Source organism: Escherichia sp. MOD1-EC5990, from assembly GCF_002965285.1.
In the GTDB taxonomy this organism is placed as follows: Bacteria; Pseudomonadota; Gammaproteobacteria; order Enterobacterales; family Enterobacteriaceae; genus Escherichia; species Escherichia coli_F.
In genome coordinates, this window is record NZ_PTRV01000006.1 from 66,594 (window position 1) to 81,133 (window position 14,540).

Below are 14,540 nucleotides of genomic sequence, written 5' to 3' on the forward strand. Positions count from 1 at the left end.
ATGATTGAAGCAGACCGTCTGATTTCTGCCGGTACCACTTTGCCGGAAGATGTGGCAGATCGCGCCATTCGCCCCAAATTACTGGAAGAGTATGTTGGTCAGCCGCAGGTTCGTTCACAGATGGAGATTTTCATCAAAGCAGCGAAACTGCGCGGCGATGCCCTCGATCATCTGTTGATTTTTGGTCCTCCGGGTTTAGGTAAAACTACGCTTGCCAACATTGTCGCCAATGAAATGGGCGTGAATTTACGCACGACTTCCGGTCCAGTACTGGAAAAGGCGGGCGATCTGGCAGCGATGCTCACTAACCTTGAACCGCATGACGTGCTGTTTATTGATGAGATCCACCGTCTTTCGCCAGTGGTGGAAGAGGTGTTGTATCCGGCAATGGAAGACTACCAACTGGATATTATGATTGGTGAAGGTCCGGCGGCACGCTCCATTAAAATTGACTTGCCGCCGTTTACTCTGATTGGTGCAACCACGCGCGCAGGTTCGCTGACATCACCGCTGCGCGATCGTTTTGGTATTGTGCAACGTCTGGAGTTTTATCAGGTGCCGGATCTGCAATATATCGTCAGTCGTAGTGCCCGTTTTATGGGGCTTGAGATGAGTGACGATGGCGCGTTGGAAGTTGCTCGCCGGGCGCGTGGTACGCCACGTATTGCCAACCGTCTGCTGCGTCGTGTTCGCGATTTTGCCGAAGTGAAGCACGATGGCACCATCTCGGCGGATATCGCCGCCCAGGCACTGGATATGCTGAATGTTGATGCTGAAGGTTTCGATTATATGGACCGCAAATTGTTGCTGGCGGTAATCGATAAGTTCTTTGGTGGGCCGGTAGGCCTGGATAACCTGGCGGCAGCCATTGGTGAAGAACGTGAAACCATTGAGGATGTACTGGAACCTTATTTGATTCAGCAAGGCTTTTTGCAGCGTACACCGCGCGGGCGTATGGCGACAGTGCGGGCGTGGAACCACTTCGGCATCACGCCACCAGAAATGCCTTAAGTTGAATAAGGCATTCAAGCCGCTTCCGACATTGGCGATAAGCCTGATGCGACGCTGTTCGCGTCTTATCAGGCCTACCAAAAGTAGCGAACCGTAGGTCGGATAAGGCGCTCGCGCCGCATCCGACAAATGTGTTCAGCGACAGATTAGCTGGCCTGCTTTTTCATCATACTGATAATAAATAACAGTGCCGCACATAGCACTACCGACGGACCCGCCGGCGTATCGTAAAATGCGGAAAAGGTTAAACCGCCAGTTACTGCCACCATTCCCACCAAAACAGCGACACCGGCCATCTGTTCCGGCGTGCGGGCAAAGCGACGCGCTGTAGCTGCAGGAATAATCAGCAGCGAAGTAATAATCAACGCGCCGACAAATTTCATCGCTACACCAATCGTCAATGCTGTCACCAGCATCAACAACAATTTCACGCGCTGTAATTTCACACCATCAACAAACGCCAGATCCGGGCTAATCGTCATCGACAGTAAATTACGCCATTGCCAGAACAAAATCGCTACCACGATGACCACGCCAATCGCAATAGAGATGAGATCTTCTGGCGTCACTGCCAGCAAATCACCGAACAGGTAAGCCATCAAGTCAACACGAATGTTAGACATCAGACTAACGACTACCAGGCCCAGCGAGAGGGCACTGTGTGCCATAATCCCTAATAACGTGTCGATCGCCAGCTGTGGGCGCTTTTCCAGCCATACCAGACCACCCGCAAGCAGCAGCGTAACCGCAATCACCGCATAGAATGGATTAACGTCCAGCAGCAAACCAAACGCGACGCCAAGTAACGAGGCATGAGCCAGCGTATCACCGAAATAAGACATACGACGCCAGACCACAAACGAACCCAGCGGACCCGCGGCACAGGCGAGCATGATCCCGGCTAACCAACCAGGAAATAATAATTCAATCATGAGCGATCATTTCCCCGACGCAAAACAATTCGTCCCTGTAAATCGTGACGATGATTATGATGATGGCGATAGATACCCAGTTGTTCAGCACCACGAGGACCAAACATAGAAATAAACTCCGGATGCAGGGAAACAACTTCCGGTGTGCCGGAACAACAAATGTGGTGATTCAGGCAAAGCACTTCATCGGTTTTTGCCATTACCAAATGCAGATCGTGAGACACCATTAAAACGCCACAATCCAGTTCGCGACGCAACTGGTCAATAAGGTCATATAACGCCACCTGACCATTCACATCCACGCCCTGAGTGGGTTCATCCAGCACTAATAATTGCGGTCGATTTAACAATGCTCGCGCTAACAATACACGCTGTGTTTCGCCACCCGAGAGCTTTTGCATCGGTGCGTTAATCAGATGCCCGGCCTGGACACGTTTCAGTGCAGGCAATATATCTTCTTTATGTGTGCCAGGGCGTAAGCGTAAAAATCGATTTACGGTCAGTGGCAATGTGGTGTCGAGATACAGCTTCTGCGGTACGTAGCCGATGCGCAGTTTTCCGTTGCGCTTGATAACCCCTTCATCGGGTGTTACCAGTCCGAGCACTACCCGTACCAGTGTCGACTTACCTGCGCCATTTGGCCCAAGTAAAGTCAAAATTTTTCCAGGTTTAAGTTCCAGCGACACATCAGAGAGGACGCGGCGTTGGTCAAAAGAAACCGAGACATTTTCCAGGGAAACCAGACTTGTCATGTTAATTTTAGTCTTGCAGTAGTCATGAAATGTTATAATATCACACTTCTCATATTCATTACGATGATTGGTCGCATTATGTTACATAAAAAAACGCTTCTTTTCGCAGCATTATCCGCCGCTCTTTGGGGTGGTGCAACACAGGCCGCAGATGCTGCCGTTGTCGCTTCGCTTAAACCCATTGGGTTCATCGCATCTGCCATTGCTGATGGGGTAACAGAAACGGAGGTTTTACTTCCTGACGGCGCTTCAGAACATGATTATTCACTGCGTCCATCAGATGTAAAACGCTTACAGAACGCGGACTTAGTTGTTTGGGTTGGCCCGGAGATGGAAGCGTTCATGCAAAAACCGGTAAGTAAATTACCTGAAGCCAAACAGGTAACGATTGCGCAGCTAGAGAATGTGAAACCGCTGCTGATGAAAAGTATTCACGGCGATGATGATGATCACGACCACGCGGAAAAAAGTGACGAAGATCACCATCACGGCGATTTCAACATGCATCTTTGGCTTTCCCCAGAGATAGCGCGGGCTACAGCGGTTGCAATCCATGGAAAATTAGTGGAACTTATGCCGCAAAGTCGAGCCAAACTTGACGCCAACCTGAAGGATTTTGAGGCACAATTAGCCTCAACCGAAAAGCAGGTTGGTAACGAGCTCGCGCCGCTCAAGGGGAAAGGTTATTTCGTTTTTCACGATGCTTACGGCTATTTCGAAAAACAGTTCGGACTGACACCGCTTGGTCATTTTACCGTTAACCCTGAGATTCAACCTGGCGCGCAGCGTTTACATGAAATAAGAACACAGTTGGTTGAGCAAAAAGCAACCTGCGTTTTTGCTGAGCCACAGTTCAGGCCAGCGGTCGTTGAGAGCGTCGCACGAGGGACATCCGTTCGTATGGGAACGTTGGATCCCCTGGGGACGAATATCAAACTGGGTAAAACAAGCTATTCAGAATTCCTGAATCAATTAGCCAACCAGTATGCGAGCTGCCTGAAAGGAGATTAATGAGGAAGTGATTACGTGCAACAGATAGCCCGCTCTGTCGCCCTGGCGTTTAATAATTTACCGCGACCACACCGCGTTATGTTGGGGTCGCTCACCGTTCTTACTCTGGCCGTCGCTGTCTGGCGGCCCTATGTTTATCACCGCGATGCCACGCCAATTGTCAAAACCATTGAGCTGGAACAGAACGAAATTCGTTCGCTCTTACCTGAAGCCAGTGAGCCGATTGATCAAGCTGCACAAGAAGATGAAGCCATTCCCCAGGATGAACTGGATGACAAAATCGCCGGTGAAGCGGGCGTGCATGAATATGTTGTTTCCACTGGCGATACGCTAAGCAGCATTCTCAATCAGTATGGTATTGATATGGGTGATATCACCCAACTGGCTGCTGCCGACAAAGAATTGCGTAACCTGAAAATCGGTCAACAACTTTCCTGGACATTAACCGCGGACGGCGAATTGCAGCGCCTTACCTGGGAAGTATCTCGTCGGGAAACCCGAACCTATGACCGCACTGCCGCTAACGGTTTTAAAATGACCAGCGAAATGCAGCAAGGGGAATGGGTTAACAATCTGCTGAAAGGTACCGTCGGAGGAAGTTTTGTTGCCAGCGCCAGAAACGCCGGTTTAACCAGCGCCGAAGTGAGCGCTGTGATTAAAGCTATGCAGTGGCAAATGGACTTCCGCAAACTGAAAAAAGGCGATGAATTTGCGGTGTTAATGTCACGAGAAATGCTTGATGGCAAACGTGAGCAAAGTCAGCTGCTGGGCGTACGTTTGCGTTCTGAAGGTAAAGATTATTACGCAATCCGCGCTGAAGATGGCAAATTCTACGACCGTAACGGCACTGGTCTGGCGAAAGGATTCTTGCGATTCCCGACGGCGAAACAATTCCGTATCTCTTCTAACTTTAACCCGCGTCGTACTAACCCGGTGACTGGTCGCGTTGCACCGCACAGAGGTGTTGATTTCGCCATGCCACAGGGTACGCCAGTGCTTTCAGTGGGTGACGGTGAAGTGGTGGTTGCCAAACGCAGTGGCGCAGCAGGTTATTATGTGGCTATTCGTCATGGTCGTAGCTACACCACGCGTTATATGCACTTGCGTAAGATTCTGGTGAAACCAGGACAGAAAGTGAAACGTGGCGACCGTATCGCGCTTTCCGGTAATACTGGGCGTTCAACCGGGCCGCATTTGCACTATGAAGTCTGGATCAACCAGCAGGCCGTAAACCCGTTGACGGCAAAACTGCCGCGTACCGAAGGACTGACTGGATCCGATCGTCGCGAATTCCTGGCGCAGGCCAAAGAGATTGTGCCGCAGCTACGGTTTGATTAATTAACATCCATTCGCAGCCGGTACGCAGTCAGTACCGGCTTTTTTATTTGGTGCGGGGCAAGTTGCGCCGCTACACTATCACCAGATTGATTTTTGCCTTATCCGAAACTGGAAAAGCATGGAAACGAAAAAAAATAATAGCGAATACATTCCTGAGTTTGATAAATCCTTTCGCCATCCTCGCTACTGGGGAGCATGGCTGGGCGTAGCAGCGATGGCGGGTATCGCTTTAACACCGCCAAAGTTCCGCGATCCCATTCTGGCACGGCTGGGACGTTTTGCCGGACGACTGGGAAAAAGCTCACGCCGTCGTGCGTTAATCAATCTGTCGCTCTGCTTTCCAGAACGTAGTGAAGCTGAACGCGAAGCGATTGTTGATGAGATGTTTGCCACTGCGCCGCAAGCGATGGCAATGATGGCTGAGTTGGCAATACGCGGGCCGGAGAAAATTCAGCCGCGCGTTGACTGGCAAGGGCTGGAGATCATCGAAGAGATGCGGCGTAATAACGAGAAAGTGATTTTTCTGGTGCCGCACGGTTGGGCCGTCGATATCCCGGCCATGCTGATGGCCTCGCAAGGGCAGAAAATGGCAGCGATGTTCCATAATCAGGGCAACCCGGTTTTTGATTATGTCTGGAACACGGTGCGTCGTCGCTTTGGCGGTCGTCTGCATGCGAGAAATGATGGTATTAAACCATTCATCCAGTCGATACGTCAGGGCTACTGGGGATATTATTTACCCGATCAGGATCATGGTCCAGAGCACAGCGAATTTGTTGATTTCTTTGCCACCTATAAAGCGACGTTGCCCGCGATTGGTCGTTTGATGAAAGTGTGTCGTGCGCGCGTTGTACCGCTGTTTCCAATTTATGATGGCAAGACGCATCGTCTGACGATTCAGGTGCGCCCACCGATGGATGATCTGTTAGAGGCGGATGACCATACGATTGCGCGGCGGATGAATGAAGAAGTCGAGATTTTTGTTGGTCCGCGACCAGAACAATACACCTGGATATTAAAATTGCTGAAAACTCGCAAACCGGGCGAAATCCAACCGTATAAGCGCAAAGATCTTTATCCCATCAAATAAAAAAAGCCTCTCGCGAGGAGAGGCTTCCGCCGTGTGATAAGTTCAAGTTTGCTTCAGAAGATTCGAAATCTGTTGAACTATCATTGAACTGTAGGCCGGATGAGGCGTTTTCGCCGCATCCGGCAACGTACTTACTCTACCGTTAAAATACGCGTGGTATTAGTAGAACCCACGGTACTCATCACGTCGCCCTGGGTGACAATCACCAGGTCACCAGACATCAAGTAACCTTTATCGCGCAGCAGATTAACCGCTTCGCTGGCAGCTGCGACGCCGTCATTGGCGCTATCAAAGTGCACCGGCGTAACGCCACGATAGAGAGCAGTCAGATTCAGCGTACGTTCATGGCGCGACATAGCGAAAATCGGCAGACCGGAGCTGATACGGGAGGTCATCAGAGCGGTACGACCCGATTCGGTCATAGTGATGATCGCCGTAACGCCTTTCAGGTGGTTAGCCGCGTACATTGCTGACATGGCGATAGCTTCTTCCACATTGTCGAACTGAACGTCCAGACGGTGTTTAGAAACGTTGATGCTCGGGATTTTTTCCGCACCCAGGCAAACACGCGCCATGGCTGCAACGGTTTCTGAAGGATACTGACCAGCAGCAGTTTCTGCAGACAGCATCACAGCGTCAGTACCATCCAGAACGGCGTTTGCTACGTCCATGACTTCTGCACGCGTCGGCATCGGGTTAGTAATCATTGACTCCATCATCTGGGTCGCAGTGATTACCGCGCGGTTTAGTTGACGTGCACGACGGATCAACGCTTTCTGAATGCCGACCAGTTCCGGATCGCCAATTTCCACACCGAGGTCGCCGCGAGCAACCATTACCACGTCAGAGGCGAGGATGATGTCATCCATTGCATCCTGGCTGCAAACGGCTTCCGCACGTTCAACCTTGGCAACAATTTTCGCATCACAACCTGCGTCGCGAGCCAGGCGGCGTGCATAGTTCAGATCTTCGCCGCAGCGCGGGAAGGAAACAGCCAGGTAATCTACGCCAATCAACGCCGCAGTCTTAATGTCTGCTTTGTCTTTTTCGGTCAGCGCTTCAGCCGACAAACCACCGCCGAGTTTGTTGATACCTTTATTGTTGGAGAGCGGACCGCCGACGGTCACTTCGGTGAATACTTTCATGCCTTGAACTTCCAGTACTTTTAACTGGACGCGACCATCGTCCAGCAGCAGGATGTCACCCGGCACGACGTCAGCAGGCAGGCCTTTGTAGTCGATACCGACTTTTTCTTTATCGCCTTCACCTTTACCTAGGTTGGCGTCGAGCAGGAATTTATCCCCAATATTGAGGAAAACTTTGCCTTCTTTAAAGGTGGATACACGGATTTTGGGCCCCTGGAGGTCACCCAGAATAGCCACATGACGCCCCAGTTTTGCGGCAATCTCACGAACTTTATCCGCGCGCATTTTGTGATCTTCAGGAGAGCCGTGAGAAAAGTTCATCCGTACAACGTTTGCACCCGCAGCGATAACTTTCTCAAGGTTATTATCGCGATCTGTTGCTGGGCCTAACGTGGTAACGATTTTTGTTCTGCGAAGCCTTCTGGACATGTAATACTCCGTTGACTGAAACAACCAGGTGTTGCTTGAACATGAAATCCGAATGAAATAACGCCGTTATGGCGATAAAGTAATCTCATTCGGATGTCGTATAAGATTAGAACAGTGACAGTCGTTTTTAGCGATCGTCACTTAAATTAAGTAACTGCTTATCAAAACGCGATTCCTTCAGCGCTTCCTTGACCCGCTTCAAGTTATCTCTGAATTTTGCACCGCGTCGCAAAGTAAAACCTGTTGCCAGCACATCTATCACGGTCAGCTGTGCAAGTCGAGAAACCATGGGCATATAAATGTCAGTATCTTCCGGTACATCGAGGGTAATTGCTAGCGTTGCTTCTCGGGCAAGCGGGGTACCCGCAGAGGTGAGGGCAATCACCATGGCGTCGTTTTCCCGTGCCAACTGCGCCAACTCGACCAGATTTTTTGTTCTTCCAGTGTGAGAAATCAGCACCACCACGTCTCCGTCGCTACAATTCATACAACTCATGCGTTGCAGCACGATATCATCGGAGTACACCACCGGAACATTAAAACGAAAGAACTTATTCATCGCATCGTGGGCAACGGCGGCAGAAGAGCCTAATCCAAAAAACGCGATTTTTTTGGCCTGAGTGAGCAAGTCGACGGCGCGGTTAACGGCAGATTTATCCAGTGAATGACGGACATGATCGAGCGTCGCCATTGCCGACTCAAATATTTTTCCCGTGTATGATTCAACGCTGTCATCTTCATTGACGTTGCGATTAACATAGGGGGTGCCATTCGCCAGACTTTGTGCCAGATGCAGTTTAAAATCAGGAAAACCGCGCGTGTCCATACTGCGACAGAAACGATTCACCGTCGGTTCACTAACATTGGCCTCCAGCGCCAGAGCAGCAATACTCGAATGGATCGCGTTATCGGGCGAAGCCAGAATGACCTCGGCAACTTTGCGCTCTGATTTGCTCAAATGTTCCAGCTGAGACTGGATTTTTTCCAGCATATTCATGATGTAAAGAGACTCACGGGTAATGACGATTTCCGCACTGAAAGAAATCGAAATGCAGTTTTGACAGATATTACGCCTGTGCGCTGTGTTAATGACAAAAGCAGATAAAAAAGTTGTTATTTTTTTTCATAACATGATCAGTGTCAGATTTTTACCCAATGGAAAACGATGATTTTTTTATCAGTTTTGCCGCACTTTGCGCGCTTTTACTGTAATCGCACGGGTGGATAAGCGTTTACAGTTTTCGCAAGCTCGTAAAAGCAGTACAGTGCACCGTAAGAAAATTACAAGTATACCCTGGCTTAAGTACCGGGTTAGTTAACTTAAGGAGAATGATATGGCGGTAACGCAAACAGCCCAGGCCTGTGACCTGGTCATTTTCGGCGCGAAAGGCGACCTTGCGCGTCGTAAATTGCTGCCTTCCCTGTATCAACTGGAAAAAGCCGGTCAGCTCAACCCGGACACCCGGATTATCGGCGTAGGGCGTGCTGACTGGGATAAAGCGGCTTATACCAAAGTTGTCCGCGAGGCGCTCGAAACTTTCATGAAAGAAACCATTGATGAAGGTTTATGGGACACCCTGAGTGCACGTCTGGATTTTTGTAATCTCGATGTCAATGACACAGCTGCATTCAGCCGTCTCGGCGCGATGCTGGATCAAAAAAATCGTATCACCATTAACTACTTTGCCATGCCGCCCAGCACTTTTGGTGCAATCTGCAAAGGGCTTGGCGAGGCAAAACTGAATGCTAAACCGGCACGCGTAGTTATGGAGAAACCGCTGGGGACGTCGCTGGCGACCTCGCGGGAAATCAACGATCAAGTTGGCGAATACTTCGAGGAGTGCCAGGTTTACCGTATCGACCACTATCTTGGTAAAGAAACGGTGCTGAACCTGTTGGCGCTGCGTTTTGCTAACTCCCTGTTTGTGAATAACTGGGACAATCGCACTATTGATCATGTTGAGATTACCGTGGCAGAAGAAGTGGGGATCGAAGGGCGCTGGGGCTATTTTGATAAAGCCGGTCAGATGCGCGATATGATCCAAAACCACCTGCTGCAAATTCTTTGCATGATTGCGATGTCTCCGCCGTCTGATTTGAGTGCAGACAGCATCCGCGATGAAAAAGTGAAAGTACTGAAGTCTCTGCGCCGCATCGATCGCTCCAACGTACGCGAAAAAACCGTCCGTGGGCAATACACAGCGGGCTTCGCCCAGGGCAAAAAAGTTCCGGGCTACCTGGAAGAAGAGGGCGCGAACAAGAGCAGCAATACAGAAACCTTCGTGGCGATCCGCGTCGACATTGATAACTGGCGCTGGGCCGGTGTGCCATTCTACCTGCGTACTGGTAAACGTCTACCGACCAAATGTTCTGAAGTCGTGGTCTATTTCAAAACACCTGAACTGAATCTGTTCAAAGAGTCGTGGCAGGATCTGCCGCAGAATAAACTGACTATCCGTCTGCAACCTGATGAAGGCGTGGATATCCAGGTACTGAATAAAGTTCCTGGCCTTGACCACAAACATAACCTGCAAATCACCAAGCTGGATCTGAGCTATTCAGAAACCTTTAATCAAACGCATCTGGCAGATGCCTATGAACGTCTGCTGCTGGAAACCATGCGTGGTATTCAGGCACTGTTCGTACGTCGCGATGAAGTGGAAGAAGCCTGGAAATGGGTGGACTCCATTACTGAGGCGTGGGCGATGGACAATGATGCGCCGAAACCGTATCAGGCCGGAACCTGGGGGCCGGTTGCCTCGGTGGCGATGATTACTCGTGATGGCCGTTCCTGGAATGAGTTTGAGTAATATCTGCACTCATCCTTTATGGTTATTTTACCGGTAACATGATCTTGCACAGATTGTAGAACAATTTTTACACTTTCAGGCCTCGTGTGGATTCACCCACGAGGCTTTTTTTATTACACTGACTGAAACGTTTTTGCCCTATGAGCTCCGGTTACAGGCGTTTCAGTCATAAATCCTCTGAATGAAACGCGTTGTGAATCATCCTGCTCTGACAACTCAATTTCAGGAGCCTTTATGAATCCACAATTGTTACGCGTAACAAATCGAATCATTGAACGTTCGCGCGAGACTCGCTCTGCTTACCTCGCCCGGATAGAACAAGCGAAAACTTCGACCGTTCATCGTTCGCAGTTGGCATGTGGTAACCTGGCACACGGTTTCGCTGCCTGCCAGCCAGAAGACAAAGCCTCTTTGAAAAGCATGTTGCGTAACAATATCGCCATCATCACTTCCTATAACGACATGCTCTCCGCACACCAGCCTTATGAACACTATCCAGAAATCATTCGTAAAGCCCTGCATGAAGCGAATGCGGTTGGTCAGGTTGCGGGCGGTGTTCCGGCGATGTGTGATGGTGTCACCCAGGGGCAGGATGGAATGGAATTGTCGCTGTTAAGCCGCGAAGTGATTGCGATGTCTGCGGCGGTGGGGCTGTCCCATAACATGTTTGATGGTGCGCTGTTCCTCGGTGTGTGCGACAAGATTGTCCCCGGGCTGACGATGGCAGCCCTGTCGTTTGGGCATTTGCCTGCGGTGTTTGTGCCGTCAGGTCCGATGGCAAGCGGTTTGCCAAATAAAGAAAAAGTGCGGATTCGCCAGCTTTATGCTGAAGGTAAAGTGGACCGCATGGCGCTGCTGGAGTCAGAAGCTGCGTCTTATCATGCTCCAGGGACATGTACTTTCTACGGTACCGCCAATACGAATCAGATGGTGGTGGAGTTTATGGGGATGCAGTTGCCGGGCTCTTCTTTTGTTCATCCGGACTCCCCGCTGCGCGATGCTTTGACCGCTGCCGCTGCGCGCCAGGTTACACGCATGACCGGCAATGGTAATGAATGGATGCCGATCGGTAAGATGATCGATGAGAAAGTGGTGGTGAACGGTATCGTTGCACTGCTGGCGACCGGTGGTTCCACTAACCACACCATGCACCTGGTGGCGATGGCGCGCGCAGCCGGTATTCAGATTAACTGGGATGACTTCTCTGACCTTTCTGATGTTGTACCGCTGATGGCACGTCTCTACCCGAACGGTCCGGCCGATATTAACCACTTCCAGGCGGCAGGTGGCGTACCGGTTCTGGTGCGTGAACTGCTCAAAGCAGGCCTGCTGCATGAAGATGTCAATACGGTGGCAGGCTTTGGTCTGTCTCGTTATACCCTTGAACCATGGCTGAATAATGGTGAACTGGACTGGCGGGAAGGGGCAGAAAAATCACTCGACAACAATGTGATCGCTTCCTTCGAACAACCTTTCTCTCATCATGGCGGGACAAAAGTGTTAAGCGGTAACCTGGGCCGAGCGGTTATGAAAACCTCTGCCGTGCCGGTAGAGAACCAGGTGATTGAAGCGCCTGCGGTTGTTTTTGAAAGCCAGCATGACGTTATGCCGGCCTTTGAAGCGGGTTTGCTGGACCGCGATTGTGTCGTTGTTGTCCGTCATCAGGGGCCAAAAGCGAACGGAATGCCAGAATTACATAAACTCATGCCGCCACTTGGTGTATTATTGGACCGGTGTTTCAAAATTGCGTTAGTTACCGATGGACGACTCTCCGGCGCTTCAGGTAAAGTGCCGTCAGCTATCCACGTAACACCAGAAGCCTACGATGGCGGGCTGCTGGCAAAAGTGCGCGACGGGGACATCATTCGTGTGAATGGACAGACAGGCGAACTGACGCTGCTGGTAGACGAAGCGGAACTGGCTGCTCGCGAACCACACATTCCTGACCTGAGCGCGTCACGCGTGGGAACAGGACGTGAATTATTCAGCGCCTTGCGCGAAAAACTGTCCGGTGCCGAACAGGGCGCAACCTGTATCACTTTTTAAGACGACAAATTTGTAATCAGGCGAGAGAAAACTCTGATGAAAAACTGGAAAACAAGTGCAGAATCAATCCTCACCACCGGCCCGGTTGTACCGGTTATCGTGGTAAAAAAACTGGAACACGCGGTGCCGATGGCAAAAGCGTTGGTTGCTGGTGGGGTGCGCGTTCTGGAAGTGACTCTGCGTACCGAGTGTGCAGTTGACGCTATCCGTGCTATCGCCAAAGAAGTGCCTGAAGCGATTGTGGGTGCCGGTACGGTGCTGAATCCACAGCAGCTGGCAGAAGTCACCGAAGCGGGTGCACAGTTCGCAATTAGCCCGGGTCTGACCGAGCCGCTGCTGAAAGCTGCTACCGAAGGGACTATTCCTCTGATTCCGGGGATCAGCACTGTTTCCGAACTGATGCTGGGTATGGACTACGGTTTGAAAGAGTTCAAATTCTTCCCGGCTGAAGCTAACGGCGGCGTGAAAGCCCTGCAGGCGATCGCGGGTCCGTTCTCCCAGGTCCGTTTCTGCCCGACTGGTGGTATTTCTCCGGCTAACTACCGTGACTACCTGGCGCTGAAAAGCGTGCTCTGCATCGGTGGTTCCTGGCTGGTTCCGGCAGATGCGCTGGAAGCGGGCGATTACGACCGCATTACTAAGCTGGCGCGTGAAGCTGTAGAAGGCGCTAAGCTATAAAAGTCAAAATGCCCGATCGTGAATCGGGCATTTTTGTAGCGTTTTTCGCCGGGGTTAAGCTTGTACTTTTACCTGTGCTGCGGCGTGCTTTGCGCGCTCAATCGCTTCATCAACACTCTCAGCGGTCGCCAGCGCTACACCCAGACGACGGCTGCCATCAATTTCCGGCTTACCAAATAAACGAATCTGCAAACCTGCGCCTACGGCATTCTGCACATTATCAAACGTGACATTCTGACTGGTCAGTTGTGGCAGGATAACGGCAGAAGCTGCAGGGCCATACTGGCGGATCCCGCCAACCGGAAGTCCGAGGAAAGCACGCACATGCAGGGCAAATTCCGAGAGATCCTGAGAAATTAACGTCACCATCCCGGTGTCATGCGGGCGAGGGGAGACCTCACTGAAAATCACCTCATCACCACAGACAAACAGCTCGACACCAAACAGACCATAACCGCCCAGTGCCAGTACTACTTTGCGGGCAATCTCCTGCGCACGTTTCAGAGCCAGCTGACTCATTTGCTGCGGTTGCCAGGATTCACGATAGTCGCCATCTTCCTGGCGATGACCTACCGGTGCACAGAAATGGACGCCATCCACTGCGCTGACGGTTAGCAGGGTAATTTCGAAGTCAAACTTAACGACGCCTTCAACAATCACGCGGCCCGCTCCGGCGCGTCCACCTTGCTGAGCGTATTCCCACGCATGTGTAAGCTGCTCGGCGGAACGAATAAACGTCTGCCCTTTGCCGGAAGAGCTCATTACCGGTTTAACTATGCAGGGATAGCCAATAGCGGCAACTGCTTCGCGGAAAAGACTTTCACTATCGGCAAAACGATAAGTTGAAGTGGGTAGCTGCAGTTCTTCTGCCGCCAGGCGACGGATACCCTCGCGATTCATCGTTAATTTCGTTGCGCGAGCGCAGGGGACAACATTCCGTCCTTCCTTTTCAAGCTGAATCAGCATATCGGTGGCAATAGCTTCGATCTCCGGCACGATATAATGTGGTTTTTCCAGTTCAACCACACGGCGTAATGCATCACCATCAAGCATATTAATGACATGGGAGCGATGCGCGACATGCATGGCTGGTGCGTCGGCATAGCGATCGACGGCAATCACCTCTACGCCGAGACGCTGACACTCGATTGCCGCTTCTTTACCCAGTTCACCGGAGCCTAATAACATCACGCGAGTTGCTGCCGGACGCAGCGCAGTGCCTAATAACGTCATAACGAATATCCCCTGATTAATTCCGCGCGCAGTATAAACGAAAACGTTTGCGCGTGTCTTTATTG

General features: G+C 51.0%; 12 protein-coding genes. 7 read left to right on the top strand and 5 right to left on the bottom strand.

What is annotated here, in order from left to right:
• Positions 1–1,011, top strand: coding sequence for a Holliday junction branch migration DNA helicase RuvB (gene ruvB, locus BEB42_RS09035; protein WP_000568522.1), 1,011 nt, complete (start codon positions 1–3; stop codon positions 1,009–1,011).
• Between the two features lie 146 nt (positions 1,012–1,157).
• Here ruvB and znuB read toward each other — a convergent pair whose 3' ends face one another.
• Both znuB and znuC read right to left on the bottom strand, forming a co-directional pair.
• Positions 1,158–1,943, bottom strand: a complete 786-nt coding sequence (gene znuB, locus BEB42_RS09040; protein ID WP_000571478.1) for a zinc ABC transporter permease subunit ZnuB — start codon at positions 1,941–1,943, stop codon at positions 1,158–1,160.
• Positions 1,940–2,695, bottom strand: coding sequence for a zinc ABC transporter ATP-binding protein ZnuC (gene znuC, locus BEB42_RS09045; RefSeq protein ID WP_000202976.1), 756 nt, complete (start codon positions 2,693–2,695; stop codon positions 1,940–1,942). Before znuC ends, znuB begins: the two co-directional genes overlap by 4 nt.
• 78 nt (positions 2,696–2,773) lie before the next feature.
• Between znuC and znuA the strand changes: the two genes are divergently transcribed.
• The 3 genes from znuA (at position 2,774) to lpxM (ending at position 6,134) form a co-directional block, all read left to right on the top strand.
• Positions 2,774–3,706, top strand: coding sequence for a zinc ABC transporter substrate-binding protein ZnuA (gene znuA / locus BEB42_RS09050; RefSeq protein ID WP_024212292.1), 933 nt, complete (start codon positions 2,774–2,776; stop codon positions 3,704–3,706).
• A 15-nt stretch (positions 3,707–3,721) separates the two neighbouring features.
• The gene (gene mepM, locus BEB42_RS09055) at positions 3,722–5,044 is read left to right on the top strand and encodes a murein DD-endopeptidase MepM (protein ID WP_001184045.1); all 1,323 of its coding nucleotides are present in this window, start codon (positions 3,722–3,724) and stop codon (positions 5,042–5,044) included.
• Positions 5,045–5,162: 118 nt separating this feature from the next.
• Positions 5,163–6,134 (top strand): lauroyl-Kdo(2)-lipid IV(A) myristoyltransferase, encoded by a 972-nt coding sequence (lpxM, locus tag BEB42_RS09060; RefSeq protein ID WP_010364183.1) that lies wholly within the window; start codon positions 5,163–5,165, stop codon positions 6,132–6,134.
• Between the two features lie 131 nt (positions 6,135–6,265).
• On the opposite strand, the gene pyk is transcribed toward lpxM, so the two are convergent.
• Together pyk and hexR are read right to left on the bottom strand one after the other, a co-directional pair.
• Positions 6,266–7,708, bottom strand: coding sequence for a pyruvate kinase (gene pyk / locus BEB42_RS09065; protein WP_000091148.1), 1,443 nt, complete (start codon positions 7,706–7,708; stop codon positions 6,266–6,268).
• A 127-nt stretch (positions 7,709–7,835) separates the two neighbouring features.
• Positions 7,836–8,705: a DNA-binding transcriptional regulator HexR gene (gene hexR, locus BEB42_RS09070; RefSeq protein ID WP_001056701.1), complete on the bottom strand. Its 870-nt coding sequence runs from the start codon at positions 8,703–8,705 to the stop codon at positions 7,836–7,838.
• A 337-nt stretch (positions 8,706–9,042) separates the two neighbouring features.
• On the opposite strand from hexR, the gene zwf reads away from it, so the two are divergent.
• The 3 genes from zwf to kdgA all read left to right on the top strand — a co-directional run bounded on the left by zwf (position 9,043) and on the right by kdgA (position 13,242).
• Positions 9,043–10,518, top strand: a complete 1,476-nt coding sequence (gene zwf / locus BEB42_RS09075) for a glucose-6-phosphate dehydrogenase (RefSeq protein ID WP_000301730.1) — start codon at positions 9,043–9,045, stop codon at positions 10,516–10,518.
• A 234-nt stretch (positions 10,519–10,752) separates the two neighbouring features.
• A complete protein-coding gene (gene edd / locus BEB42_RS09080) occupies positions 10,753–12,564 on the top strand; it encodes a phosphogluconate dehydratase (protein WP_001069461.1) in 1,812 nt (603 codons plus the stop codon).
• Positions 12,565–12,600: 36 nt separating this feature from the next.
• The gene (gene kdgA / locus BEB42_RS09085; RefSeq protein WP_000800512.1) at positions 12,601–13,242 is read left to right on the top strand and encodes a bifunctional 4-hydroxy-2-oxoglutarate aldolase/2-dehydro-3-deoxy-phosphogluconate aldolase; all 642 of its coding nucleotides are present in this window, start codon (positions 12,601–12,603) and stop codon (positions 13,240–13,242) included.
• Between the two features lie 54 nt (positions 13,243–13,296).
• Here kdgA and purT read toward each other — a convergent pair whose 3' ends face one another.
• Positions 13,297–14,475 (bottom strand): formate-dependent phosphoribosylglycinamide formyltransferase, encoded by a 1,179-nt coding sequence (gene purT / locus BEB42_RS09090; protein ID WP_105267297.1) that lies wholly within the window; start codon positions 14,473–14,475, stop codon positions 13,297–13,299.
• Positions 14,476–14,540: the final 65 nt, after the last annotated feature.

What these genes read in the sequence shown, in the direction of transcription:
- ruvB (WP_000568522.1), top strand. Translation starts at nt 1, where the DNA reads ATGATTGAAGCAGACCGTCTGATTTCTGCCGGTACCACTTTGCCGGAA.
- znuB (WP_000571478.1), bottom strand. Translation starts at nt 1,943, where the DNA reads ATGATTGAATTATTATTTCCTGGTTGGTTAGCCGGGATCATGCTCGCC.
- znuC (WP_000202976.1), bottom strand. Translation starts at nt 2,695, where the DNA reads ATGACAAGTCTGGTTTCCCTGGAAAATGTCTCGGTTTCTTTTGACCAA.
- znuA (WP_024212292.1), top strand. Translation starts at nt 2,774, where the DNA reads ATGTTACATAAAAAAACGCTTCTTTTCGCAGCATTATCCGCCGCTCTT.
- lpxM (WP_010364183.1), top strand. Translation starts at nt 5,163, where the DNA reads ATGGAAACGAAAAAAAATAATAGCGAATACATTCCTGAGTTTGATAAA.
- pyk (WP_000091148.1), bottom strand. Translation starts at nt 7,708, where the DNA reads ATGTCCAGAAGGCTTCGCAGAACAAAAATCGTTACCACGTTAGGCCCA.
- hexR (WP_001056701.1), bottom strand. Translation starts at nt 8,705, where the DNA reads ATGAATATGCTGGAAAAAATCCAGTCTCAGCTGGAACATTTGAGCAAA.
- zwf (WP_000301730.1), top strand. Translation starts at nt 9,043, where the DNA reads ATGGCGGTAACGCAAACAGCCCAGGCCTGTGACCTGGTCATTTTCGGC.
- edd (WP_001069461.1), top strand. Translation starts at nt 10,753, where the DNA reads ATGAATCCACAATTGTTACGCGTAACAAATCGAATCATTGAACGTTCG.
- kdgA (WP_000800512.1), top strand. Translation starts at nt 12,601, where the DNA reads ATGAAAAACTGGAAAACAAGTGCAGAATCAATCCTCACCACCGGCCCG.
- purT (WP_105267297.1), bottom strand. Translation starts at nt 14,475, where the DNA reads ATGACGTTATTAGGCACTGCGCTGCGTCCGGCAGCAACTCGCGTGATG.